General features: G+C 63.5%; 22 protein-coding genes. 11 read left to right on the top strand and 11 right to left on the bottom strand.

Features of this window, described 5'->3' with window-relative positions; genetic code table 11:
* The coding region (locus AC0L3U_RS33590; protein ID WP_041958676.1) for a TCP-1/cpn60 chaperonin family protein at window positions 1-596 on the bottom strand (596 nt) is incomplete at its 3' end.
* 44 nt (window positions 597-640) lie between these two features.
* Complete coding sequence (locus tag AC0L3U_RS33585; protein WP_027518760.1) at window positions 641-955, bottom strand: co-chaperone GroES; 315 nt, start codon at window positions 953-955, stop codon at window positions 641-643.
* Window positions 956-1,332: 377 nt separating this feature from the next.
* Here AC0L3U_RS33585 and AC0L3U_RS33580 point away from each other — a divergent pair, with 377 nt between their 5' ends.
* Window positions 1,333-1,620 carry an usg protein gene (locus AC0L3U_RS33580; RefSeq protein ID WP_007602477.1) on the top strand — a complete coding sequence of 96 codons (288 nt, stop codon included), beginning with the start codon at window positions 1,333-1,335 and terminating at the stop codon, window positions 1,618-1,620.
* Between the two features lie 155 nt (window positions 1,621-1,775).
* Entirely contained in the window at window positions 1,776-2,315 is a 540-nt protein-coding gene (locus AC0L3U_RS33575) for a cupin domain-containing protein (RefSeq protein WP_473364601.1), read from the top strand.
* 12 nt (window positions 2,316-2,327) lie between these two features.
* On the opposite strand, the gene AC0L3U_RS33570 is transcribed toward AC0L3U_RS33575, so the two are convergent.
* Window positions 2,328-4,454 carry an O-linked N-acetylglucosamine transferase, SPINDLY family protein gene (locus AC0L3U_RS33570; RefSeq protein WP_473364600.1) on the bottom strand — a complete coding sequence of 709 codons (2,127 nt, stop codon included), beginning with the start codon at window positions 4,452-4,454 and terminating at the stop codon, window positions 2,328-2,330.
* Window positions 4,455-4,575: 121 nt separating this feature from the next.
* Window positions 4,576-5,496, bottom strand: coding sequence for a LysR substrate-binding domain-containing protein (locus tag AC0L3U_RS33565; protein ID WP_473364599.1), 921 nt, complete (start codon window positions 5,494-5,496; stop codon window positions 4,576-4,578).
* A 152-nt stretch (window positions 5,497-5,648) separates the two neighbouring features.
* On the opposite strand from AC0L3U_RS33565, the gene AC0L3U_RS33560 reads away from it, so the two are divergent.
* The 3 genes from AC0L3U_RS33560 to AC0L3U_RS33550 all read left to right on the top strand — a co-directional run bounded on the left by AC0L3U_RS33560 (window position 5,649) and on the right by AC0L3U_RS33550 (window position 9,058).
* Entirely contained in the window at window positions 5,649-6,569 is a 921-nt protein-coding gene (locus AC0L3U_RS33560; RefSeq protein WP_473364598.1) for an amino acid ABC transporter substrate-binding protein, read from the top strand.
* A gap of 27 nt (window positions 6,570-6,596) precedes the next feature.
* Window positions 6,597-7,667 (top strand): threonine aldolase family protein, encoded by a 1,071-nt coding sequence (locus tag AC0L3U_RS33555; protein ID WP_473364597.1) that lies wholly within the window; start codon window positions 6,597-6,599, stop codon window positions 7,665-7,667.
* Between the two features lie 170 nt (window positions 7,668-7,837).
* Window positions 7,838-9,058 carry a rhomboid family intramembrane serine protease gene (locus AC0L3U_RS33550; RefSeq protein WP_473364596.1) on the top strand — a complete coding sequence of 407 codons (1,221 nt, stop codon included), beginning with the start codon at window positions 7,838-7,840 and terminating at the stop codon, window positions 9,056-9,058.
* Between the two features lie 13 nt (window positions 9,059-9,071).
* On the opposite strand, the gene AC0L3U_RS33545 is transcribed toward AC0L3U_RS33550, so the two are convergent.
* Window positions 9,072-10,322, bottom strand: a complete 1,251-nt coding sequence (locus AC0L3U_RS33545; protein WP_473364595.1) for a NupC/NupG family nucleoside CNT transporter — start codon at window positions 10,320-10,322, stop codon at window positions 9,072-9,074.
* Window positions 10,323-10,480: 158 nt separating this feature from the next.
* Here AC0L3U_RS33545 and AC0L3U_RS33540 point away from each other — a divergent pair, with 158 nt between their 5' ends.
* Window positions 10,481-11,719 carry an MFS transporter gene (locus AC0L3U_RS33540; protein ID WP_473364594.1) on the top strand — a complete coding sequence of 413 codons (1,239 nt, stop codon included), beginning with the start codon at window positions 10,481-10,483 and terminating at the stop codon, window positions 11,717-11,719.
* 252 nt (window positions 11,720-11,971) lie between these two features.
* Here AC0L3U_RS33540 and AC0L3U_RS33535 read toward each other — a convergent pair whose 3' ends face one another.
* From AC0L3U_RS33535 to AC0L3U_RS33515, 5 genes are all read right to left on the bottom strand, one after another.
* Window positions 11,972-12,730 (bottom strand): SDR family oxidoreductase, encoded by a 759-nt coding sequence (locus tag AC0L3U_RS33535; protein ID WP_007602492.1) that lies wholly within the window; start codon window positions 12,728-12,730, stop codon window positions 11,972-11,974.
* Window positions 12,731-12,756: 26 nt separating this feature from the next.
* The gene (locus AC0L3U_RS33530; protein ID WP_007611902.1) at window positions 12,757-13,515 is read right to left on the bottom strand and encodes a proteasome-type protease; all 759 of its coding nucleotides are present in this window, start codon (window positions 13,513-13,515) and stop codon (window positions 12,757-12,759) included.
* 122 nt (window positions 13,516-13,637) lie between these two features.
* A complete protein-coding gene (locus AC0L3U_RS33525) occupies window positions 13,638-14,486 on the bottom strand; it encodes a transglutaminase family protein (protein ID WP_247287183.1) in 849 nt (282 codons plus the stop codon).
* A 108-nt stretch (window positions 14,487-14,594) separates the two neighbouring features.
* The gene (locus AC0L3U_RS33520) at window positions 14,595-15,539 is read right to left on the bottom strand and encodes an alpha-E domain-containing protein (protein WP_456769301.1); all 945 of its coding nucleotides are present in this window, start codon (window positions 15,537-15,539) and stop codon (window positions 14,595-14,597) included.
* A 4-nt stretch (window positions 15,540-15,543) separates the two neighbouring features.
* Window positions 15,544-16,962, bottom strand: a complete 1,419-nt coding sequence (locus AC0L3U_RS33515) for a circularly permuted type 2 ATP-grasp protein (RefSeq protein ID WP_456769302.1) — start codon at window positions 16,960-16,962, stop codon at window positions 15,544-15,546.
* Between the two features lie 277 nt (window positions 16,963-17,239).
* Here AC0L3U_RS33515 and AC0L3U_RS33510 point away from each other — a divergent pair, with 277 nt between their 5' ends.
* The 3 genes from AC0L3U_RS33510 (at window position 17,240) to AC0L3U_RS33500 (ending at window position 19,266) form a co-directional block, all read left to right on the top strand.
* Window positions 17,240-17,977 (top strand): competence/damage-inducible protein A, encoded by a 738-nt coding sequence (locus tag AC0L3U_RS33510; RefSeq protein WP_473364593.1) that lies wholly within the window; start codon window positions 17,240-17,242, stop codon window positions 17,975-17,977.
* A 36-nt stretch (window positions 17,978-18,013) separates the two neighbouring features.
* A complete protein-coding gene (gene gpt, locus AC0L3U_RS33505; RefSeq protein ID WP_007602504.1) occupies window positions 18,014-18,541 on the top strand; it encodes a xanthine phosphoribosyltransferase in 528 nt (175 codons plus the stop codon).
* A 107-nt stretch (window positions 18,542-18,648) separates the two neighbouring features.
* Window positions 18,649-19,266 (top strand): hypothetical protein, encoded by a 618-nt coding sequence (locus AC0L3U_RS33500; RefSeq protein WP_473364592.1) that lies wholly within the window; start codon window positions 18,649-18,651, stop codon window positions 19,264-19,266.
* Between the two features lie 16 nt (window positions 19,267-19,282).
* Here the strand turns inward: AC0L3U_RS33500 and AC0L3U_RS33495 are convergent, their stop codons facing one another.
* On the bottom strand, window positions 19,283-20,305 hold the full coding sequence (locus AC0L3U_RS33495) for a methionine synthase (protein ID WP_473279637.1): 1,023 nt from the start codon (window positions 20,303-20,305) through the stop codon (window positions 19,283-19,285).
* A gap of 111 nt (window positions 20,306-20,416) precedes the next feature.
* On the opposite strand from AC0L3U_RS33495, the gene AC0L3U_RS33490 reads away from it, so the two are divergent.
* Together AC0L3U_RS33490 and AC0L3U_RS33485 are read left to right on the top strand one after the other, a co-directional pair.
* Window positions 20,417-21,025 (top strand): DsbA family protein, encoded by a 609-nt coding sequence (locus AC0L3U_RS33490; RefSeq protein WP_473364591.1) that lies wholly within the window; start codon window positions 20,417-20,419, stop codon window positions 21,023-21,025.
* Window positions 21,025-22,002, top strand: a complete 978-nt coding sequence (locus AC0L3U_RS33485) for an NADPH:quinone oxidoreductase family protein (RefSeq protein WP_473364590.1) — start codon at window positions 21,025-21,027, stop codon at window positions 22,000-22,002. Before AC0L3U_RS33490 ends, AC0L3U_RS33485 begins: the two co-directional genes overlap by 1 nt.
* Window positions 22,003-22,058: the final 56 nt, after the last annotated feature.

Here is a 22,058-nt window from a genome sequence, read left to right as displayed (position 1 = left end):
TAGCCGCGGTCGAACTGCATGCCCTCGACGACGTCGAGCTCGGTCTCGAGCGACTTGGCTTCCTCGACGGTGATGACACCCTCGTTGCCGACCTTCTTCATGGCGTCGGCGAGGAACTTGCCGATCTCCGCGTCACCGTTGGCCGAGATGGTGCCGACCTGGGCGATCTCGTCGTTCGAGGTGACCTTCTTGGAGTTCTTGACGAGGTCCGCAACGACGGCTTCGACCGCGAGGTCGATACCGCGCTTCAGATCCATCGGGTTCATGCCGGCGGCAACCGACTTGGCGCCTTCGCGCACGATCGCCTGGGCCAGCACGGTGGCGGTGGTGGTGCCGTCGCCGGCCGCGTCAGCGGACTTGGAGGCGACTTCGCGCACCATCTGCGCGCCCATGTTCTCGAACTTGTCCTCGAGCTCGATCTCCTTGGCGACGGTGACGCCGTCCTTGGTGATGCGGGGAGCGCCGAACGACTTGTCGAGCACGACGTTGCGGCCCTTCGGACCGAGCGTGACCTTCACCGCGTTGGCGAGAATGTCGACGCCGCGAAGCATCTTGTCGCGCGCATCGACCGAGAATTTAACTTCTTTTGCTGCCATCTGGATTTTTTCCTTAGGTGTTTAGCTGGATAAGAGAGGGGCTCTTAGGCCGCCTTCTTCTTGGAAGCGGGGACGTCGAGGACGCCCATGATGTCGCTTTCCTTCATGATCAGCAGATCGACGTTGTCGATCTTGACCTCAGTGCCGGACCACTTGCCGAACAGCACGCGGTCGCCGACCTTCAGGTCGATCGGGATCAGCTTGCCTGCTTCGTCGCGGCCACCCGGGCCCACGGCGACGATCTCGCCCTGCGAGGGCTTTTCCTTGGCCGTGTCGGGAATGATGATGCCGCCAGCGGTCTTCTCTTCTGCGTCGATGCGCTTGACCACGACGCGGTCGTGAAGCGGACGGAATTTCATGCAGTTCTCCTAAGCTTTTGCACGAGTTGGGTATTTTGGGTTGTTAGCAGTCTGCGCCCGCGAGTGCTAGCACAGGCACAGCTCAGATAAGGCAGGATTTTGGCGGGAGCAAGGGCTTGTAGCAGATAAATAGCACTCGGAAGCGCCGCCTGCCAAAATCTCTTTCCATCGTTAATCGCGCTCGGCGCCTGTATTAGCACGGAGCGACATCTGCTGCTAACGCATTGAATTTCAACAGCTTGTTAAACTTTTGGGCTTGAGATGGATTGTCAGTTTGCGTCACATTTCACTCATGTGAGCGCATCTCCACCGGGTGGCTCGTAGGGCGCGTACCGGAAGCCACCCCTTGAATATGCGCTCCTGCAAAGGAGGTTGGCATGGTCTCGCGAGTTGGGGTTGTTTCCGACGACTTCCGGAAACAGGTGCTGGGTTACGGGCTGACGACGGCCGAAATTCTTTACCGGATGCCGGATCATCGCTCGCTGCTCCAGACCTATGTCTGGCAGAACTACGACATGTTTCCGAAATTTCCGGCGCTGACGGATTTCCTGGCGTTCTGGCAGAAGAAGCTCGACGGTCCGCTGTTCTCGGTCACGGTCGCGCATTCCAAGCTGATCAAGCCGGCCGAGCTACGCGCGGTCGACGGCGTATTCCGGCTGCATTGAAGGCGAGCGCGGTGCTGGAGGGTGGGTTAGCGTCAGCGTAACCCACCATGCTTCCACGCTTGCGGAGCGAAGTGGTGGGTTACGCTGACGCTTACCCATCCTGCGATTTCGCATTCCGTGCTAACCTCTCCCCCATAACAACAGGGGAGACCGCCATGGCCAAGAAAGCAAAATCGCGTAGCGCATCGCAGGCGGCGGTGAAGAAGCGAAGCGGGGCCAAACCCGCAGCACGACCCACGGCGCGCAAGGCGGTGAAGGCGAAAGCTCGCGCGACACCGGCCAAGTCATCCGTCAAGAAACCGACGCGACCCAAGCAGCGCATCGCGATCAGCCATCACCGTGAGGAAGACTTCAAGGCCGACGGTCTGCGCACCTACGCGAAATATCGCGATCTCGGCATCGCCGCCGCGAGCCACGGGCTGGCGCAAGCGCACGTGATCCGGCTGCAAGGCCCCTGCAATCCGGACGAGGTGTCGAAGCTGCACTTCCACGACGTCGAATTCCAGATGGTCTACGTGCTCAAGGGCTGGGTGAAGACCTATATGGACGGAGAGGGCGAGACGCTCATGAAAGAAGGCAGCGCCTGGACCCAGCCGCCAAAGATCAAGCACATGATCCTGGACTATTCGGACGACGTCGAACTGCTGGAGGTGATCCTGCCGGCGGAGTTCAGGACGGTGGAGTTGAAGGCGTAGGCGAAGCGGAGATCAGCCGCCGTCGTTGCAATAGCGTTTCCACATCGCGCGATAGGCATCGTCCACCGCTTGCGCGTATGAGACGGGGTTGCCGGCGGCGGCAGCCCTGATCTGTCCGGGCAGTTCGCGGCGCAACTTGTCGAGGTCGCCGATCTGCGCCCCACGGCTCGCTGCGATCTCGACATAGGCCTCATCGCTTTCCGCGACCCAGTCCGGCAGACCCAGCGCGGCGAGGATGGAGCCGGCAGCACGGCTCGGCAGACTGTGACCGAGCTTCGCCACTACGGGCACGCCCATCTGCAAGGCTTCCCAAGTGCTGACACCGCCATTCTGCGGGAATGGGTCGAGGCCAATATCGACGCGATTGAACGCTGCCAGATGTTCGTCTCGCGACGTGGCTCCGAGCAGATCGACGCGTTCGGCCGGCAACCGGCCAGCTGCAAACCGCGCCAGCAGATTGTCGCGGACCAGCTGAGCGTCCAGCGCAGTATCCTTGATCAGCAGTCGCGAACCCGGCACCCGCTCGAGAATCCTGGACCAGACGTCCACCGCCTCGTTTGAAATCTTGCTGATGCGGTTGAAGACACCGAATGTGATGAAGCCGTTCGCGATCGCCGGCGTCGGCGTCCTCGCAATCCCGGCCGGCAGTGGCGCCAGCGTCACAAAGCACGGCAGGTCAACGATGGTCTCCGCAAACAGATGCCGAACCGCGACAGGAATCGCGACCGGGTCCGAGAACAGATAATCGATCGTTGGCAGCCCGGTGCCGGTGCCGTGGCCCCAGCCATGCACTTGAACTGGTGCCGGCTTGCGCGCAAACACACCGAGGCGGTTTCCGCTGGTATGGCCGGACAGATCGATCAGGATATCGACGCCATCGGCGCGAATCTGGGCGGCGAGGCGATCGTCGGACCATTGCGAGGCGTCGTGCCAGCGATCGGCGATCCCCTGAAATTCGCGGGTCGTCGCATCCGTTTTCGGTGAACAAGCGTAGCACACGATCTCGAACTGCGCCCGATCATGGTGCTGCAGGACCGGCTTGAAAATGAACGCCGCCGAATGTGCGTGAAAATCCGACGAGACATAACCCAGCACCAGACGGCGATCCGGATCGCGGCTGTTGTCATGTGGTCCCGCCGCTGCTGAGGCGATCTTCGCACCGATCTGCTCCCACCATACACGTCGCGCTTGCTGATGCTGCGCAACGCTGGCGTCGGCCATAAAGTCGAGGGTGAATATCTTGCTGGAGATCGTGCTCTGATCAGGCTCGATGTCGAGAGCTCTGTCGAAACTGGCGAGCGCTTCGTCGACCCGGCCAAGTGCTGCGAGACATTGGCCGAGCAGGCTGTGGGCCTGAGAGAAGCCGGGATCGGCCGCGAGAGCCTTCTCGCAATCGGACAATGCTTCGGCAACTTGCCGGGTCAGGAGCAAGATGCTGGCCCGCCAGAGCCATCCATTCGCGTCGTCGGGTGCCAGGGCGATTGCGCGATTGCAATCCGCCATGGCTTCGTCGAATCGCTGAAGCTCCCGCAATGCAACGGCGCGGCTCGACAGCGCCGAGGCATAGTCAGGCTTGATCGATAACGCGCGGTTTAAGCTTGCGACAGCCTCGTCATAGGCGCGCAGACGGCAGAGCGCCCAACCCCGGCCGTTATGGGCTTCGGAAAGTTTTCCGTCGATTGCGAGGGCCTTGTCGTAGTTCTCGAGCGCTTCCTGGTAAAGTTCAAGTGCCGCGCTCGCGTTACCGAGATTAGACAGGGCCAAGGCGTAGTTGGGTCGGAGGGCGAGGGCCTTTCGATAGCTCTCGCGGGCCTCATTGTGACGTTTTAGCCCGTTGAGCGCGACACCCAGGCTCATATGAGCTTCGGCAGATCGCGGATCCACGGCCACCGCTCGGCTCAGCAGAACTTGCGCTTGCTGATAGTTTTTGGCTTCAGCCTCCAAAGCGCCCAGCAAATGAAGCGCGATGAATTGGTTGGGCGCGAGCTCCAGGAGTTCGCGATAGGCCGTCTTTGCCTCGCGCAGAAGTCCCGCTTTGTGCAGCTGGAGGGCGCGCGCGAGCAACGGCCCGACCTCGGCTTTTTGCCGTTTCTGAAGCCGGGCGTTTTGAAGTGCCCGCTGGCCTGCGCTGTCGCTCATGAATCAATTCCACCCGAATCTCCTGACGAGATTAACATGGAAGGATTGTCGCGATTGCGCTGCGCTCCATCGGAGCTACGAGGGCGCCAGCCTCACACAAGCCTCGCCGCGGATCGACCCGCTATCGCTCGAGATAGCCCAATTCCGCGCTCATGACCTTGCGAGCATATTCGCTGAAGGCATCGATCAACCGGGCGCGCGCGGCATAAGGTGGATAGAGCAGTGCGATCGTAACGGGGACAGCCGGGTTGAAGGGGCGCGTGGTCAGGGCCGCGCCAGAACTTTCGTCATGCGCGGCAATCGGGTTGATAATGCTGATGCCGAGGCCCGCCGCGACCAGGACGCAGACCGATGCGCCCAGATCGGTCTCCGCAACAATGCGGCGCGTGACGCCGGCCTGCGCGAAGATCGTGTCGATGCGATCGTAGAGTGGACTCCCGGTGGCGAAGGAGATGAAGGCCTCGTCGGCGAAATCGGCAGGGCGCAGCGTCTTCTTCTGCGCAAGACGATGCGCCTTCGGCATGATCGCGACGCAACGGGTCTTGAGCACCGGCTCGACATGCACTCCCGCAACCTCGCCGTAGAGCATTGCCAATCCGGTGTCGCAGAGCCCGGAACTGACCCAGTCGTGCACGGCGCTCGCCGTGCCGGATCGGATCGAGATCATCACATGCGGATAGTCCACCTTGAAGCGTGCCGCGATGCGTGTCAGCAAACCGCCGGCCAGGCGGGGCATCGCCGCAACGCTTAACCGACCCATGCCGAACGAGCGGATGCTGGCTGCGCTGGCCTCCAGTCCCGCCAGGCCGATGAAAGTCTTCTCGACCTCCTGGAAAAAGCGCGATCCATCCACCGTCGGGCGGAGGCGGCCGCCACTGCGGTCGAACAGCGGGAATTGTGTGATCGCCTCCAGCTGTCCGATCAGGCGGCTGATCTGGGGCTGCGAGGTATGCATGCGCTGAGCCGCCTGCGTCATCGATCCCGTCACGAAGACCGCCCGAAAAGCCTCCACATGCTTCAGGCCCATGCGTCTGGTGGCCATATCAAATCCGTATAGGAGAGTATGAAACTGGAATTTCATCAGATCGGGCTTTTGGACGATAGTCCAGAGCATGAAGCTGTTCGCACGGAGCTGTCCCGCGGTTGCTCACCCACCGTGGACGGCGTCACCGGCATTCGCGACAAGAGGGACACATGAAAGCGACAATGATCAAGGCACTGGCCGCGGCGACCGTCGCTGGTGTTCTTCTTTCCACCGAGGCCATGGCCCAGGGCGCGGGCAGGCTGGACAAGATCCGTGAGAGCGGCTCGATCACATTGGGGTACCCCGAGACCTCGGTGCCCTTCGCCTATCTCGACGGCAACCAGAAGCCGATCGGTTACACCGTGGAAATCTGTGAACAGGTGGTGCAGGCGATCAAGACGGCCCTCAAGCTTCCCAAGCTCGAGGTTCGCTACAACCCCATAACCTCGGCGACACGTATTCAGCTGCTTGCCAACGGCACGATCGATCTCGAATGCGGCAACACGACCAATAATGTCGAGCGGCATAAACTCGTTGCCTTTGCTCCCACCACCTTCGTTGCGCAGGTCGTCCTCGTCGCGCGCAAGGATGGCGGGGTCGATGTCAACGACCCGGCTTCGTTTCGCGGCAAGGCCATCGCCGCCCAGGCCGGCGGCCAGACTTTCAAGGTGATTACGCTGATCAACGCCAAGGACAATCTCAGCATCACGGTGGTGCCGGCCAAGGACACCGCCGAGACCTTCTTGTTGGTGTCGACGGGCCGGGTGGCCGGCACCGCCAACGATGACGGTCTTGCCTATGCCACGGTCGCCTCGTCCAGAACGCCGGATGACTTCCTGATCGGCAGCAAGAGTCTCGAGACGGCGCCCTATGGTATCGTCCAACCCAAGGATGATCCTGCTTTCAAGAAGATGGTCGACGATGCCGTGATCGACCTGATGAAGAGCGGACAGATTGCGGCGCTCTACGATAAATATTTCAATTCACCAATTCCACCGCATGGCCTCAACCTGAAATTCCCGATGAGCGCCGCCCTCAAGCGGGCGCTGGCCAACCCGACCGATTCCGGCGACCCGGCAGTCTACGAATGACGCGACAAGCGCTCTAGAGGTCTCGCAATGGCACATCAACACGACACGAATCCGGCGGGTGCCGGGTTGCCCCCCATCGACCTGCGCAGCGATACCGTCACCAAGCCGACCGAGGCGATGTATGCCCGCATGGCCTCTGCGCCGCTCGGCGATGACGGGCTCGACGGTGACCCCACGGTGCAGGAGCTGGAGGCCGTCGCGGCTGCGGCGTTGGGCAAGGACGCCGGCCTGTTTGTGCCGAGCTGCACCATGGCCAATCTGCTGGCGACGCTGGCGCAGTCGCAGCGCAGCGAACAGATCGTGCTGGAATCGAATGCCCATATGTACACCTCGGAACGAGGGGCGGCGACGTTTACGGGGCAGTTCTACCTCGCCATTGCCGGCACCGCCGGCGCAATGGATCTGAATTTGCTGGAGGACGCCCTGCAGGGCGAAGGACTCAAGCTCGGGACCGCTCTTGTCGCAATGGAAACCTCGCACAACAACGCGAGCGGCGCCGTATTGCCGCTGGATCATATGCAGGCCGTGCACGCCATGGCCTCGGGCCGCGGTGTCCCGGTGCATCTCGACGGCGCGCGGCTGTTCAACGCCGCCGTAGCCCTTGAAACGGCGCCGGCCGAAATTGCGAGACATTGCGACACGGTGTCTCTGTGTTTGTCGAAGGGCCTGAGCGCACCCGCCGGTGCCGTGCTCGCCGGGCCACGCGCAGTGATCGATAGCAGCCGCAGGTTTCGCCGCATGCTGGGAGGCACACAGCGTCAGATCGGCGTCCTGGCCGCGGCCGGGCTGGAGGCGGTTCAGGTCATGGGATCGCGTCTGGCGGAGGATCACCGGCGTGCGCGGGTCCTGAGTGATGCGTTGAACGGGATGCATCCAAAGATCAGCGCGACAATCCCGCAGACGAATATCGTGCAGGTTGATGTCTCTCTCTCCGGGCGCGACAGCGCCGTGTGGTCGGGGGCTCTGGAGAGGGAGGGCCTGAGGGCGAGGCCCTGGGGCAGGCGTCGATTGCGCTGCGTGACCCATCGCCATATCGATGATGCGGATATTGATCGCGCGGTCATGGCATTTCGCACCGTGGCTGGAGCTTTGGCTTAGAGAGGGCTTACTCAGCACTCCCACGATCAGCCGATCGTTAGAAGGCGCCCGATCCGTGAAACCGGGCAGTTACCAATCGGATGGTTTCAGCCGTCCGCAGGGCGGGCGGTAACCAGTCGAAAATACCTCTCGCGTCAACTCAAGGCTGTGAAAATGCGGGAAATGTTTTCATGGCGACCAACACTTTTGGCCGACGCGGCGTCGTAGCGCCTTCTCCAAGAGGATCATTTCAACCCGCGCCGCTTCAACCCGTCGCCGCACCGATCGCTCCCCGGCCCCTGCCCAGTGAGGGGACGCTTTTGGGCGACAACAAGCTTCTGGCCGATATCCCTTTCCTCACCATCGGCCTGATTTTCTGTCTGCTCCTGATCTACGCTCTGCAACGCAGTCTCGCCATGGACATTGGGCCGGACGGATCACTCGATGTCCGTTCGCTGATCGCTCAGGGCGCGTCCGGCTACGATCTGGTTGTCGGAAGGAACGAGTGGTGGCGGATCGGCGTTGCGCCGCTTCTGCATGGCAGCAATGGGCACCTCATAGGCAACTGCGCTGCGCTGTTCATCGTCGGCGTCAGGCTGGAGAGCCTGATCGGTCGTGGCTGGTTTTCGCTGATCTTCGTTGCCAGTGCAGTGGCTGGGGAGGCCGGCTCGCTTCTGGGCAATGGCCCCGGCACGGTGAGCGTCGGTGCGTCCGGCGCCATTACCGGGCTCATCGCGGCGCTGTTCGTCGCGAGCTTCGAGCCAGAGGCGGACGCCGAGCAAACAATGTCGAGACTGAAGACGTCGCTCTTCTTTGGTGTTCCCGCTCTGCTGCCGCTTGCCTTTGGAGCCTCCGGCAATGTCAACTATTTTGCCCATGCAGGTGGTGCGCTGGCCGGCGGTGCGCTTGCCATCGTGCCGTGGCTCGCCTTCTGGTCCTATGACAGCCTGCCGCGGAGCACCGGGATGGTGTTGCTCGGAGGATTCGTCGGATCTCTGATCTGCGCCGGCTTCGCCGCCGCTCATTATTCGTCCTACATGGCTGATGCCGTGCAGTATATCCGCGCATCGGAAGTGCCGCCGAACGCTGGCGAGATGACGAGCCGGTCTTCAGATCTCGTCACCCGCTATCCGAAAGACCCGCGGGCTCATCTGTTCCGTGCGGTCTTCTTCCTTGAAAAAGCGAACCTCAGTGCCGCTGAAACAGAAGCGCGAACTGCCGTGTCGCTCGCCACTTCGGATGTGGCGGGTGGACCGGTGCGCATCGGGGCGCAGGGTTTGATGGCGGTGTTGCTGTGGGCGCAGGGACGAAACAGTGAGGCGAAGGCCATGGCGGTCGAGCCGTGCCGTGCCAAGCTGCCTGAGGTGCGGCGTATATTGCAGAAGTCGAAGTTGTGCGGTCGACCGGAGTGACGAGCGGGGAGAGCTAGCTCAACACCCCCACCACTGCTCCCATCAGACACGTCGTCAACGTCCCGGATACGATCGACTTCAGCCCGAGCGCGTTGATTTCCTCGCGCCGTTCCGGCGCCATCACGCCGAGACCGCCGATCATGATGCCGAGGCTGGCGAAATTGGCGAAGCCGCACATCGCATAGAGCATGATCAGGCGCGAGCGTGGGTCGAGCGTGCCGGGCGGTAGCTTCGAGAAGTCGACATAGGCGATCAGCTCGTTCAGCACGGTTTTCGTGCCCATCAGGCTGCCGGCGGTGATCGCCTGGTCCCACGGCAATCCCATCAGCCAGCACACCGGCGCCATCACGAGGCCGAGCAGGCGCTGCAACGAGATCGCGGCGCCGCCGATATCAGGCAGCAGGCCGAGGATCGCATTGACGAGATAGACCAGCGCCACCAGCACCAGCAGCATTGCGACGATGTTCATCAGCAGCTCGATCCCCGCGCCGGTCCCTTTCACGATCGCGTCCATGGTGCCGGAGACCTCCATCTCGGGAGCCTCCAGCGCGCCGCCGGTGCGCTTGTCCGATGTCTCCGGCACCATGATCAGGCTGACCAGGATCGCGGCCGGCGCGCCCAGCACCGAGGCGATGACGAAATGCGCGGCTGCGTCGGGAATGAGGGGAGCAAGGAGCGTCGCATACAGCACCAGCACCGTGCCGGCGATGCCGGCCATGCCGCCGGTCATCACCAGGAACAACTCGCTGCGGGTCATCTGCGCGAGATAAGGCCGCACGAACAGCGGCGCCTCGACCATGCCGAGAAAGATGTTGGCGGCGGTCGAGAGTCCGACCGCGCCGCCCACGCCGAGCGTGCGCTCCAGCAGCCAGGCCATGCCGCGCACGATCGGCGGCAGCACGCGCCAATAGAACAAGAGCGTCGTCAGCACGCTCATGACGAGGACGATTGGCAGCGCCTGGAACGCCAGGACGAAATCGGCACCCGGTGCTTTCAGGTCAAAGGGCAGGGGACCGCCGCCGACATAGCCGAACACGAAGGAGGAGCCGGCGCGCGAGGCCGCCGAGATCGCGCCCACGGCGTCGTTGATGGCACCGAAGGCGCGCGCGACGACGGGCACCTTCAGGAGAACGATCGCGGTGACGAAGGTGGCGACGAGGCCGATCGCTGCCTGGCGCAGCGAGGCCGCGCGGCGATTCTCGCTCAGGACCAAGGCGATCAACAGCAATGCGAAAACGCCGAGTGCCGATTGCAGCCGCAGCATGATGTCCCCAAACCCCGATGATTATGGCCACCCCTGCGTTGCAAACGCAATGCCGGGAGATTGTCGGAGCGTCCCGCTGTTGACAAGCAGGTCCGCGTCAGCCACGCGGAGCACGTCGACATCAGGAGCCGGATAGTCCGAGCGTGACCGAACAGGCGATGCCAGACCAGCCAATATCGGGAAACCCGCCGGTCAGTGCCCGCGCGCTCCTCTCCCACCGCGCCTTCCTGTTCTTTCTGCTCTCGCGCAGCCTGTCGCGTTTCTCCAGCCAGATTGCGGCGGTCGCGATCGGCTGGCAGATCTACGATCTCACCGGCTCGGCCTTCGACCTCGGCATGGTCGGCCTCGTGCAATTCCTGCCCACCGCGCTGCTGGTGTTCGTCGCCGGCCATGCCGCCGACCGCTACGAGCGCAAGCGCGTGGTCCAGCTCTGCCAGTTCGTGGAAGCGGCGACGGCGCTCTATCTCGGAATCATCACCTATCTCGGCTCGGTCAGCGAAGTTCAGATTTTCGTGGCGACCTTCGTGCTGGGCATTGCCGGGGCCTTCGAAAGTCCGACCACTGCCGCGCTACTGCCCGCGATCGCGCCGCAGGGCTCGCTCCAGCGTGCCACCGCCGTCTCCAGCGGCGCGGCGCAGGTCGCGACCATTACAGGTCCGGCGCTCGGCGGTTTTGCCTACGCGGTCGCACCGCATCTCGCCTACACCGTGATGGTGCTGTTCTGGATCTTCGGGATGATCCTGACCGGCTTCATCCGGCCGCGCCCACAAGCGATCGCCAAGGACATGGCGGGCGCCGACAATATCTTCGCCGGCGTCCGCTTCATCCGCAGTAATCCGGCGATCCTCGGCACCATCTCGCTCGATCTGTTCGCGGTGCTGTTCGGCGGCGTCACCGCGCTTCTGCCGATCTATGCCCGAGATATCCTCCAGACCGGTCCGATGGGGCTCGGAATCCTGCGCGCCGCGCCCGCGGTCGGCGCGCTGCTCATGACCATGGTGCTGGCCCGTCACGCCATTTCGCGGCGTGTGGGCCTGCGCATGTTTCAGGCCGTGATCGTGTTCGGCGTCGCAACGATCGTGTTCGCACTGTCGTCCTGGATGTGGCTGTCGGTGCTCGCGCTCGCTGTTCTCGGCGCGGCCGACACGATCAGCGTCGTGATCCGCTTCTCGCTGGTGCAGCTCGCGACCCCCGACGAGATGCGCGGCCGGGTCGGTGCGGTGAACTTCCTCTTCATCAATGCGTCCAACCAGCTCGGCCAGTTCGAGAGCGGAGTGGCTGCCGCATTGTTCGGTGCCATGCCGGCAGCCGTGCTGGGCGGCGTCTGCACGGTCGCGGTGGCGCTGTTGTGGATGAAGCTGTTTCCGAGCCTGCGCCGGGTGGAGACTCTGGAATAGGGACTCTTCGCCTCTCCCCGCTTGCGGGGAGAGGCCGGAATTCGCGCGTAGCGCGGATTCCGGGCGAGGGGGACTCTCCGCGATTCGATTGCTAACGTGATTTGCTGAAACAGCCCCTTACCCCAACCCTCTCCCCGTAAGAACGGGGAGAGGGAGAAGGAGAGAGCTTCGCGCGCAATGACGACTGCGGAAATACCGTAGACGAATCAATGGGCCGCCTACTGTGCATGGGGTTGTTTTCGCGTTTTTTGTTCAGCCCCGTCCCACGAACGGCATCTTGGTTGCCATGACCGTCATGGTCAGCACGTTGGCGTCGAGCGGCAGGCCGGCCATGTAGGCAACGGCATCGCCGACCGCCTTCGCATCCATGCGCGGCTCCTGCTTCGACGTGCCGTCGGGCTGCAGCACGCCGGGGCCGTTGACCATGCGGTCGGTCATGGGCGTTGCGGCGTTGCCGATGTCGACCTGGCCGACCGCGATGTCGTACATGCGGCCATCGAGGTTGGAGGCCTTGGTGAGGCCGGTGATAGCGTGCTTGGTCGAGGTGTACGCCGCCGAGAACGGCCGCGGCGCATGCGCCGAGATCGAGCCGTTGTTGATGATGCGGCCGCCGCGCGGGCTCTGGTCCTTCATGATGCGGAAGGCGTGCTGGGTGCACAGGAACGGGCCGGTGAGATTGGTGTTCACCACCGCCTGCCACTGCTCGAGACTGAGATCCTCGAAATTCACCGGCGGCGCGCCCATGCCGGCATTGTTGAAGAGCACGTCGAGCCGGCCATAGGTGGCCTTGACCTTGTCGAACAGCGCGGCGATCGAGTCCGGCTTGGTCATGTCGGCGGTGACGCAGAGGCTCTTTCCGGCGGGGCCGAGCTTGGCCGTCTCCTCGAGCATGTCGGGCCGGCGCCCGACCAGCACCACGGTGAAGCCGGTGTTCATCAGCGCCAGCGACGCCGCGCGCCCGACCCCGGTGCCGGCGCCCGTCACCACTGCGATTTTTTTCGCTTCACTCATCGTTTCCTGCCTTTTCTCTTGATCTGTCAGGTTTTGGATTCTTTTTCGTTCTTGTAGGGCGGCCGCGGAATGTTCTGATGCGCGGCGCGCAAGGCCGCCGACCAGCGCGAGCGCAAATCGTGGAAATAAGGCTCGCCGGCCTCGATGCGGTGGTTGAGATCGGCCTCGCAGGCGTCGGCGCGCACCACCAGCACGTCGATCGGCAGGCCGACGCCGAGATTCGAGCGCATGGTCGAATCCATCGAGATCAGCCCGGTCTTCAGCGCCTCGTAGAGTTCGACGTCGTAATGCATGGCGCGGTCGAGCACCGGCTTGCCGTATTTGTGCTCGCCGATCTGCAAATAGGGCGTGTCGGTGGTGCATTCGATGAAATTGCCGGCGGTGTAGACCATGAACAGGCGCATGCGCGCGCCGCTGATCTGGCCGCCGAACAGGAAGGACACGTCGAACGACACGTCCTCTGATTTGAGCGCCGGCCCTTCGGTCGTGTGCACGGCCCGGATCGCCCGGCCGATGCGCTGGGCGGCCTGGAACATGGTCGGCGCGTTCATCAGCGTCTCGATCTCACCCGTGTTCGGGTCTTCGAGGCCCTCGGTCAGTGTCGAGAGCACCGACTGGCTGATCGCGAGGTTGCCGGCGCTGGCGATCGCCATGATGCGGTCGCCGGGCTTGGAGAAGATGTGGAGCTTGCGGAAGGTCGAGACGTTGTCGAGGCCGGCATTGGTGCGGGTGTCGGCGATCATCACCAGACCGTCCCGAACCAGAATTCCGCAACAATAGGTCATTTCCAGTCCCCGAACGCGTTTGCGCGGAATTACTAGCCAATTTCAACGGCCGCTCCAACCCCCGATTGCCGCGGGGCGGCAGGGTGGAGCTGTGCGCGGGCGAGGGGCTTGCTTGGCGCGGTTCAGCTCTGCCGCTGGGACTGCGATTGCGACTGGCCGCCGCGGCCAGCCTGCTCGACCTTGACTGCCACCGACAGCGTCTCCGCGCCGCCGCCATAGCGGGTGCCGCGTACGGGGGCGGCGCCGAGATAATCGAGCCCGATCGCGACGCGGACATGGGCGTCGGTGGCGCAGATGCTGTTGGCGGGATCGAAGCCGACCCAGCCGAGACCGTCGACATAGGCCTCCGCCCAGGCATGGCCCGCGTCCTGATGCACCGTGCCGTCGGAGCGCAGGAAGTGGCCGGAGACGAAGCGCGCCGGCACACCCCCGCTGCGCGCGCAGGCGATGAAGATGTGCGCGTAGTCCTGGCAGACGCCGCGCTTGAGCGTGAACGCTTCCGCCGCCGACGTGCCGCTGTTGGTGGGGTCCTCGTCGAAGGTCATGTGATCGCTGATTTGCGTCATCAGCGTGTGCAGGAAGCCCAGCGTGTCGCTCTCGGCCTCGCTGCGCAGCTGGCGCGCGACCGCATGCATCGCCGGATTGACCGTGGTGAGGTCGGTGGCGCGCAAGAACATGCCGGCCGGAAAGCGCTCATCGGCGCCGCGAAGGACGCCGCCGGTGTCGTGGGTCTCGATCAGGCCCTCGGCCGTGATCTTGATGTCGCCGACGGGTCCGCAGGACAGCACATGGGTGACGTTGCCGAACGCGTCCTCGTGGGTGTCGAGCTTGGTGTCGGTGGACACGTCGATCTGCCACTCCGCCACATATTGCCCGTCATGGCTGCCGGGCGTCATGCGCAGGATCTGGATCACGCTCGTGGCCTGCGGCTCGTAGCGATAGGTCGTGGTGTGCAGGATTCGCAGGCGCATGATGGACCGTGATTCTAGGTGGTCATTCCGGGACGATTCGTCAGCATCGAACCCGGAATATTGAGATTCCGGGTCTGGCCCTACGGACCATCCCGGAATGACAGAAGATCAGATCAAATACTGCTTCGTGATGATTTCGCCCAGCCTGGAATTGTCGGAGATGAATTCCTGAATGAATTCATGCACGCCATGCTGGAAAATGTCGTTCATATTGCTGTGTTCCAGCCGGTTGCGGATGCCGCGGGCATGGCGCTGGGCCGGACCCTGGCGGCCATAGGCGACCCCGATCTGATCGAGATTGCGCACGAGGTTGCCGTAGCAGCTCGCCAGTGAACGCGGCAGCGTGTCGTTGAGGATCAAGAGGTCCGCGATCAGCCAGGGTTTCAGTGTCTCGCGATAGACCCAGTGATAGGCCGTCAGCGCCGAGACCGAGCGCAGGATCGAGGTCCACTGGTAGAAATCGAGCGGGCCGCCGACATGCTCCTCCTCCGGCAGCAGCACATGGTATTTCACGTCGAGAATACGCGCGGTGTTGTCGGCGCGTTCGAGATGCAGGCCCATCCGCGAGAACCAGTAGGCGTCGTTGCGCAACATGGTCCGGTAGGCCGAGCCGTCGAAGCGCAGCGAGGTCTCCTGCACGAAGCGCAGGAATTTTGCGAGGTCCTCGCGCGTGGAGGTCCCTCTGCTCCAGACCTCCTGCAATTCGATCCAGGCCGAGTTGATGGTGTCCCACATCTCGCTCGTCAGCGCTGTGCGCACCGAGCGCGAATTCAGCCGCGCCGCCTCGATGCAATTCCTGATCGAGGACGGGTTGTTCGGCGAGAACGAGAGGTACTCGACGACGTTATGCTCGTTGGCTTCCTCGTAGGTCTGATAGAAGCTTGCGGCAACGCCGGCGGTCAAAAGCGCCGAGTCCCATTCGTTGGTCTTGCCGATATAGGCGGCGGGAAGCGCGGTGACGCGCAGCGTCGCATCGATGGTGCGCGCGAGATACTCGGCCCGTTCGACGTAGCGGGCGAGCCAATAGAGGTTTTCGGCGGTACGCGACAGCATCTCTCTACTCGTCCAGGATCCAGGTATCTTTGGTACCGCCGCCCTGGCTCGAATTCACCACCAGGGAGCCTTCCTTCAGGGCAACGCGTGTCAACCCGCCGGGCACGATCGTGGTGCTCTTGCTGCCGGTGAGCACGAACGGCCGCAGGTCGACGTGGCGCGGCGCAAGGCCGGATGCCGTGCAGGTCGGGCAGGTCGAGAGCGCCAGCGTGGGCTGCGCAATGAAGCCTTCGGGCTCGCGCTTGAGCTTTTCGCGGAAGGCTTCAATCGTCGCCTTGGTCGCGGCAGGACCGATCAGCATGCCGTAGCCGCCGGAGCCGTGCACCTCCTTCACGACGAGTTCGCTCAGATGGTCCAGCACATAGGCGAGGTCCTTCGGCTCGCGGCAGCGCCAGGTCTGCACGTTCTTCAGAATCGGCTCCTCGCCGAGATAGAATTTTACGATGTCCGGCATGTAGGAGTAGATCGCCTTGTCGTCGGCGATGCCGGTGCCGACGGCGTTGGCGAGCGTGATGTTACCGGCCGCATAGGCCGACATCAGCCCGGGCACGCCGAGCGCGGAGTCGGGCCGGAAGGTGAGGGGATCGAGGTAGTCGTCGTCAACGCGGCGGTAGATCACGTCGACCCGTTTCACGCCCTCGGTCGTCCGCATGAACACTTCGTTGTTCTTGACGATGAGGTCGCGGCCCTCGACCAGCTCGATACCGAGCTTGTCGGCGAGGAAGGAGTGCTCGTAATAGGCCGAGTTGTAGACGCCCGGCGTGAGCAATGCGACGGTTGGCTCGCCGGAGGCGCTTTGCGGCGCCACCGAGCGCAGGGCGGATAGCAGCTCGTCCGGATAGCGTTCGACCGGGGCCACCCTGTGGCGGGCGAACAGGTCCGGAAACAGCCGCATCATGATCTCGCGGTTTTCCAGCATGTAGGACACGCCCGAAGGCGTACGCGCATTGTCCTCCAGCACGATGAAGTCCTCGGAATCGACCCGGACGATGTCGATTCCGGCGATGTGCACGTAGACGTCGTGCGGCACCTGCTGTCCGTTCATCTCGGGACGGAAGACCGGGTTCTGAAAGATGAGGTCGTCGGGCACGATCTCGGCGCGGAGGATGTCGCGGCCGTGATAGATGTCGCGCAGGAACATGTTGAGCGCGCGCACGCGCTGCTTCAGGCCCTTCTCCAGCAGCGACCATTCCTTGCCGGACATGATCCGCGGGATCACGTCGAAGGGGATCAGGCGCTCCGTGGACTCGGTGTCCCCATAGACCGCGAAGGTAATGCCGATGCGGCGGAAGAGGAGCTCGGCCTCCTGGCGGCGATATTCGAGCGCCTCGGGAGGCGTCTCCTTGAGCCAGCGCGCCAGCTCCTGATAGGCGGGGCGAAGGTCCCCACCGGGAATGTTCATTTCATCAAACGCGACTGCCATAGATCCCGACTTGTCTCCGCAAGGCGTTGCGCCATTCGACAGGCCGCGAGGCCTTGGTGAAGACCGCAACGTCCTGGCCATGCGGCAAGAGTGCATGACTTTCATGCGGTAGCAAGGGCCGGGCCAGCGCGATAAGCATGGGGAGAGGACATTTGCCGGGGATGGCCGGCGGCTTGCCTGAAAAAATGGCTGAGGAGTGCTTATTTCGGCAGCAAAAGCGCGTGACTTCAACGCGTTACCTCGGCAAAGTCGGGCCGATAGGTGAGGGACTTGAGGTATGAGCGAGATCGTCACGGCGGGTATTCTGGTCATTGGGGACGAAATCCTGTCCGGCCGGACCAAGGACAAGAACATCGGCTTCATCGCCGAATACCTGACCAATATCGGCATCGACCTGAAGGAGGTCCGGGTCGTCTCCGACGACGAGCCCGACATCATTGCCGCGTTGGATGCGCTGCGGCATCGCTACACCTATGTCTTCACCACCGGTGGCATCGGGCCGACCCATGACGACATCACCGCCGACAGCGTCGCCAAGGCGTTCGGCGTCGGGATCGACCATCATCCAGAGGTGGTCGCCCGTTTCCGCGAGCGCTGGAGCGAGCAGGACCTCAACGAGGCCCGCCTGCGCATGGCCCGCATCCCCGATGGTGCCGAGTTGATCCAGAGCGCGACCATCCTCGCCCCCGGCTTCAAGATCGGCAATGTCATCGTGATGGCGGGCGTGCCCTCGATCATGCAGGCGATGATGGACATCGTCTCGCCCAAGCTGAAATCGGGCGTGCGCATGCTCTCCGAATCGGTCCGCGCCAATGCGCGGGAGGGTGACATCGGCAGCCCGCTGCGGGCGATTGCCGCCCAACATCCCGACACAATCATCGGCAGCTATCCCTTCATGGATGAAGAGCAGAAGCCGAACACCAATCTGGTGGTGCGCTCGCGCGATGCGGACAAGCTCGCAGCCGCAATGGCGGCAGTGAAGGCAATGCTGGCGGGATTGAACATCACCCGCTAGCAACCTAGCTGCCGGCAGACGAAGCAGGAGACGACGATGGCTGGTGAAGCACCGGAACTGAGTGCGGAAGAACGGGCGGGCCGCCCCTTTCCGGTCTCGTGGGACCAGTTCCACCGGGATTGCCGGGCACTGACCTGGCGGCTCAACGAGGTTGGTCCGTTTCATGCGGTGATCGCGATCACCCGCGGCGGCCTTGTGCCGGCGGCGATCGTGGCGCGCGAGCTTGGCGTGCGCGTGATCGATACGGTCTGCATCGCCAGCTACGACCACGACAAGCAGGGCGACCTCAAAGTGCTGAAGGGCATTTCCGAAGACGTGATGAAGCTTGGCGGCGGCACCGGCAAGGGGCTCCTGATCGTCGACGACCTCGTCGACACCGGCAAGACCGGCAAGCTGGTGCGCGCGATGCTGCCCGATGCGCATTTCGCCACCGTCTACGCCAAGCCGAAGGGACGTCCCCTGGTCGATACCTTCATCACGGAAGTCTCGCAGGACACCTGGATCTTCTTCCCCTGGGACACCGCGCTGTCCTACCACCCGCCACTTCGCGACGGGGCGGCGTGAGTATCACCGTCATTGCGAGCGCAGCGACGCAATCCAGAAATGTGTCCGCGGAAATAATCTGGATTGCTTCGTCGCTTCGCTCCTCGCAATGACGGGCGGAGGCGACCATGCCCCTGCAAAACCGCGTCACGCCGACTGGCGAGATCATCGCGACGCCGCATCGCGGGCTGTTCACCGGTAACCGCGGCATCATCCATGATCCCGCAACCAAGACGCTATTGAAAAAGCGCTGGTCGTCGCCGGCCTGGATCACCTGCTTGTGCGAATTTCGGGGATGGCGGCGGCCGGTGATGGCGCGGCGGAGCTGGACCGAGCTGTTCTTTCTTGACGAAGCCACGGCCTTTGCCGCAGGCCACCGTCCCTGCTTCTTCTGCCGCCGCGATGATGCCAAACGCTTTCGCGTTGCATGGGAAGCAGGGAATGGTGCAAGCGGCATCAGCGCCAAGGCGATGGATGCCGTACTGCATCGGGAACGGCTCGATCGCGGCAAGAAACGGCTGCATGCGCTGCCGAGGCCGCTCGCGGAATTGCCGGATGGCGCGATGGTGCAACAGGGCGAGAAGAGCTTTTTGATAATGCAGGGGAGGGCCCTGCTGTGGTCGCCGGCGGGCTATGCCAAGGACGCGCGTCAGCTCGACGACATGAAGTTGCTGACGCCGCCCTCAACGCTGCGCGCGCTCGAGGCCGGCTACCGGCCCGTGCTGCATCCGACGGCGCTGGACTAAGACACGCGCGTCGTGATCATCCCAGCTTCTCGCGGGCCAGCGCGGCACCGGCGCCGAGCGCCATCAGCTTGGCTTCGGCGATCTCGCGCCGCATCGGCGCCATGCCGCAATTGGTCGTGGCGATGATGTTGCTCTTGGGCACGAATTTCGACACTGCGTCGATCACCTGCACGACATCCTCGGCCGTCTCCACCGTGTCGCTGGCGACGTCGATCACGCCGGCCTGCACGATCTTGGACTTGAGCAGGGCAAGCAGGTCGAGCGGCACCTTCGAGTTGCGGCACTCGATCGCGACCTGCTGGATCGGGCTGGCGTCGATCGCGGGAAAGATCTGCTCGTACTGCCGCCATTGCGCGCCGAGCGTTTCCTTCCAGTCGGTGTTGGCCTTGATACCGTAGCCGTAGCAGATGTGCACGGCCGTGGCGCAGGTCAGGCCCTGCGCGGCGCGCTCGAGCGCCTTGATGCCCCAATCGTTGACCTCGTCCATGTAGACGTTGAACGCGGGCTCGTCGAACTGCACGAGATCGACGCCGTCGGCCTGGAGCGCCTTGGCTTCCTCGTTCAGGAGTTCGGCGAACGCAAAGGCCATCTTGACGCGGTCGCCATAGTAGCGATCAGCAATGGTGTCGATGATGGTCATCGGGCCGGGCAGGGTGAATTTCAGCTTCTTCTTGGTGTGCGCGCGGGCGACGCGCGCCTCGTCGGCGTGGACGCGGCTCTTCAGCCGGAGCGGGGCGACGACCTGCGGCACCATCGCCTTGTAGCGATCCTTGCGGATGCCCATCTCGACCTTGTGGGCGAAGTCGATGCCCTCGATCTTCTCCAGAAAACCGTGGACGAAATGCTGCCGGGCCTGCTCGCCCTCGGTGACGATGTCGATGCCGGCATCCTCCTGGACTTTGACGGCAAGCATTGTCGCATCGCGCTTGGCGCGGACGAGCTCGTCGCCTTGCGACTTCCAGGGCGCCCAGAGCATGTTGGGTTCGGCGAGCCATTCCGGCTTCGGCAAGGAGCCGGCGATCGTGGTTGGAAACAGCATGGCGGCCCTCGCGGCGGGGTTATGATTGCGCCCCTTCCTGCCATGTCTTAACGTCGAGGTACAGAACAACAAAAGTCGCCTTGAAACCGGCGGCGCCGGACGGGAAACGCCATGATCGAATTCTTCTTCGACTGTTCCAGCCCATGGACCTATCTCGCCTTCCATAACATCCAGCCGCTGGCCAGGGAGGTTGGCGCGGAGATCATCTGGCGGCCGATCCTGGTGGGCGGCATCTTCAATACGGTCAACCCAAGTGTCTATGCGCAGCGTGAGACACCGGTGCCGTTGAAGGCGCGCTACATGAAAAAGGATCTTGCCGACTGGTCGCGCTCGGCCGGTCTCGCGATCAAGATGCCGCCGACGGTATTTCCGGTCAACAGCGTGAAAGCGATGCGCGGCTGCATCTGGCTCGGGCAGGACTCGGTGCCTTTCGCCACGGCGGTGTTCGAGACCTATTGGGGCGAGGACAGGGACATCTCGCAGGATTCAGTGCTCGCCGAGATCTGCAGGAAGGTGGGCGTCGACGAGCAGAAATTCTTCGCGGGCATTTCGGAGCAGGGGATCAAGGATCAGCTCAAGGCCAACACCGAAGAGGTCGTCGCCCGCGGCGGCTTCGGCTCGCCGACGATCTTCGTCGGCAAGACCGACATGTATTTCGGCAACGACCGCCTGCCGTTGATCCGCGAAGCGCTGCTGCGCGGCAAGGCGAGCGCGGCCTGATGGTGCGGGCAGTCGTCTGCCGCGCGCTCGGCGCGCCCGAAGCGTTGCAGCTCGAAGAGTTTCCGTCGCGCGAGCTGAAGCCGGGCGAAGTGCGCGTCGCGATCCGTGCCGCCGGCCTGAATTTTCCCGACGTGCTGATGGCGGCCGGCGAATACCAGCTCAAGCCGGAGCTGCCGTTTACGCCGGGGATGGAGGCGGCCGGCGACGTGACCGAGGTCGGCGCAGAGGCGAGCGGCGTCGCCGTCGGCGACAAGGTCATCGTCAAGATGCGGCACGGCGCCTTCACGGATGAAGCCCTGGTGACGCCGTCGCAGCTCACGCCAATGCCATCGACGTTCGACTATGCGGAAGCCGCGACCTATCTCGCCGGGCACGGCACCGCCTATCATGCGCTGATCGACCGCGGCCGGGTTGCGCCGGGCGAGGTGCTGCTGGTGCATGGCGCCGGCGGGGGCGTTGGCCTTGCTGCCGTCGAGATCGGCAAGATGCTGGGTGCGACCGTGATCGCGACGGCGTCCAGCGACGAAAAGCTCGCAATCGCCAAGGCGCGCGGCGCCGATCATCTCGTGCGCTATGACCGCGAGCCGTTTCGTGATGCCGTCAAACGGATCACCGACGGTCGCGGTGTCGACGTCGTGTTCGATCCCGTCGGCGGCGAGGTGTTCGCGAATTCGATGCGCTGTATCAACTGGGGTGCTCGGCTCCTGGTGATCGGCTTCACCGGCGGCGTCGGCTCGGCCAAAACCAATCTCTTGCTGATCAAGGGTGCGAGCGTGCTCGGCGTGCGAGCGGGCGAAGCGGTACGGAAAAATCCCGCGCTCGGCGAGGTGCGCCTGAAGGCGTTGCTCCAATGGGCCGAGCAGGGCAAGCTGCGCCCCAACGTCTCGCACCGCCTGCCACTGGAGGAGGTTGCGAAGGCGATGCGGCTGTTGCTCGACCGCAAGGCGATCGGGCGTGTGGCGTTGGTGATGGAGTGACGGTGCTGTAGGGTGGGCAAAGGCGCGTGAGTGCCGTGCCCACCATTTATCGGCAG

This window comes from Bradyrhizobium sp. Kon69, assembly GCF_055807515.1.
Note: the sequence above shows the minus strand (reverse complement) of the source record. Positions and strands in the feature narration are given on the sequence as shown.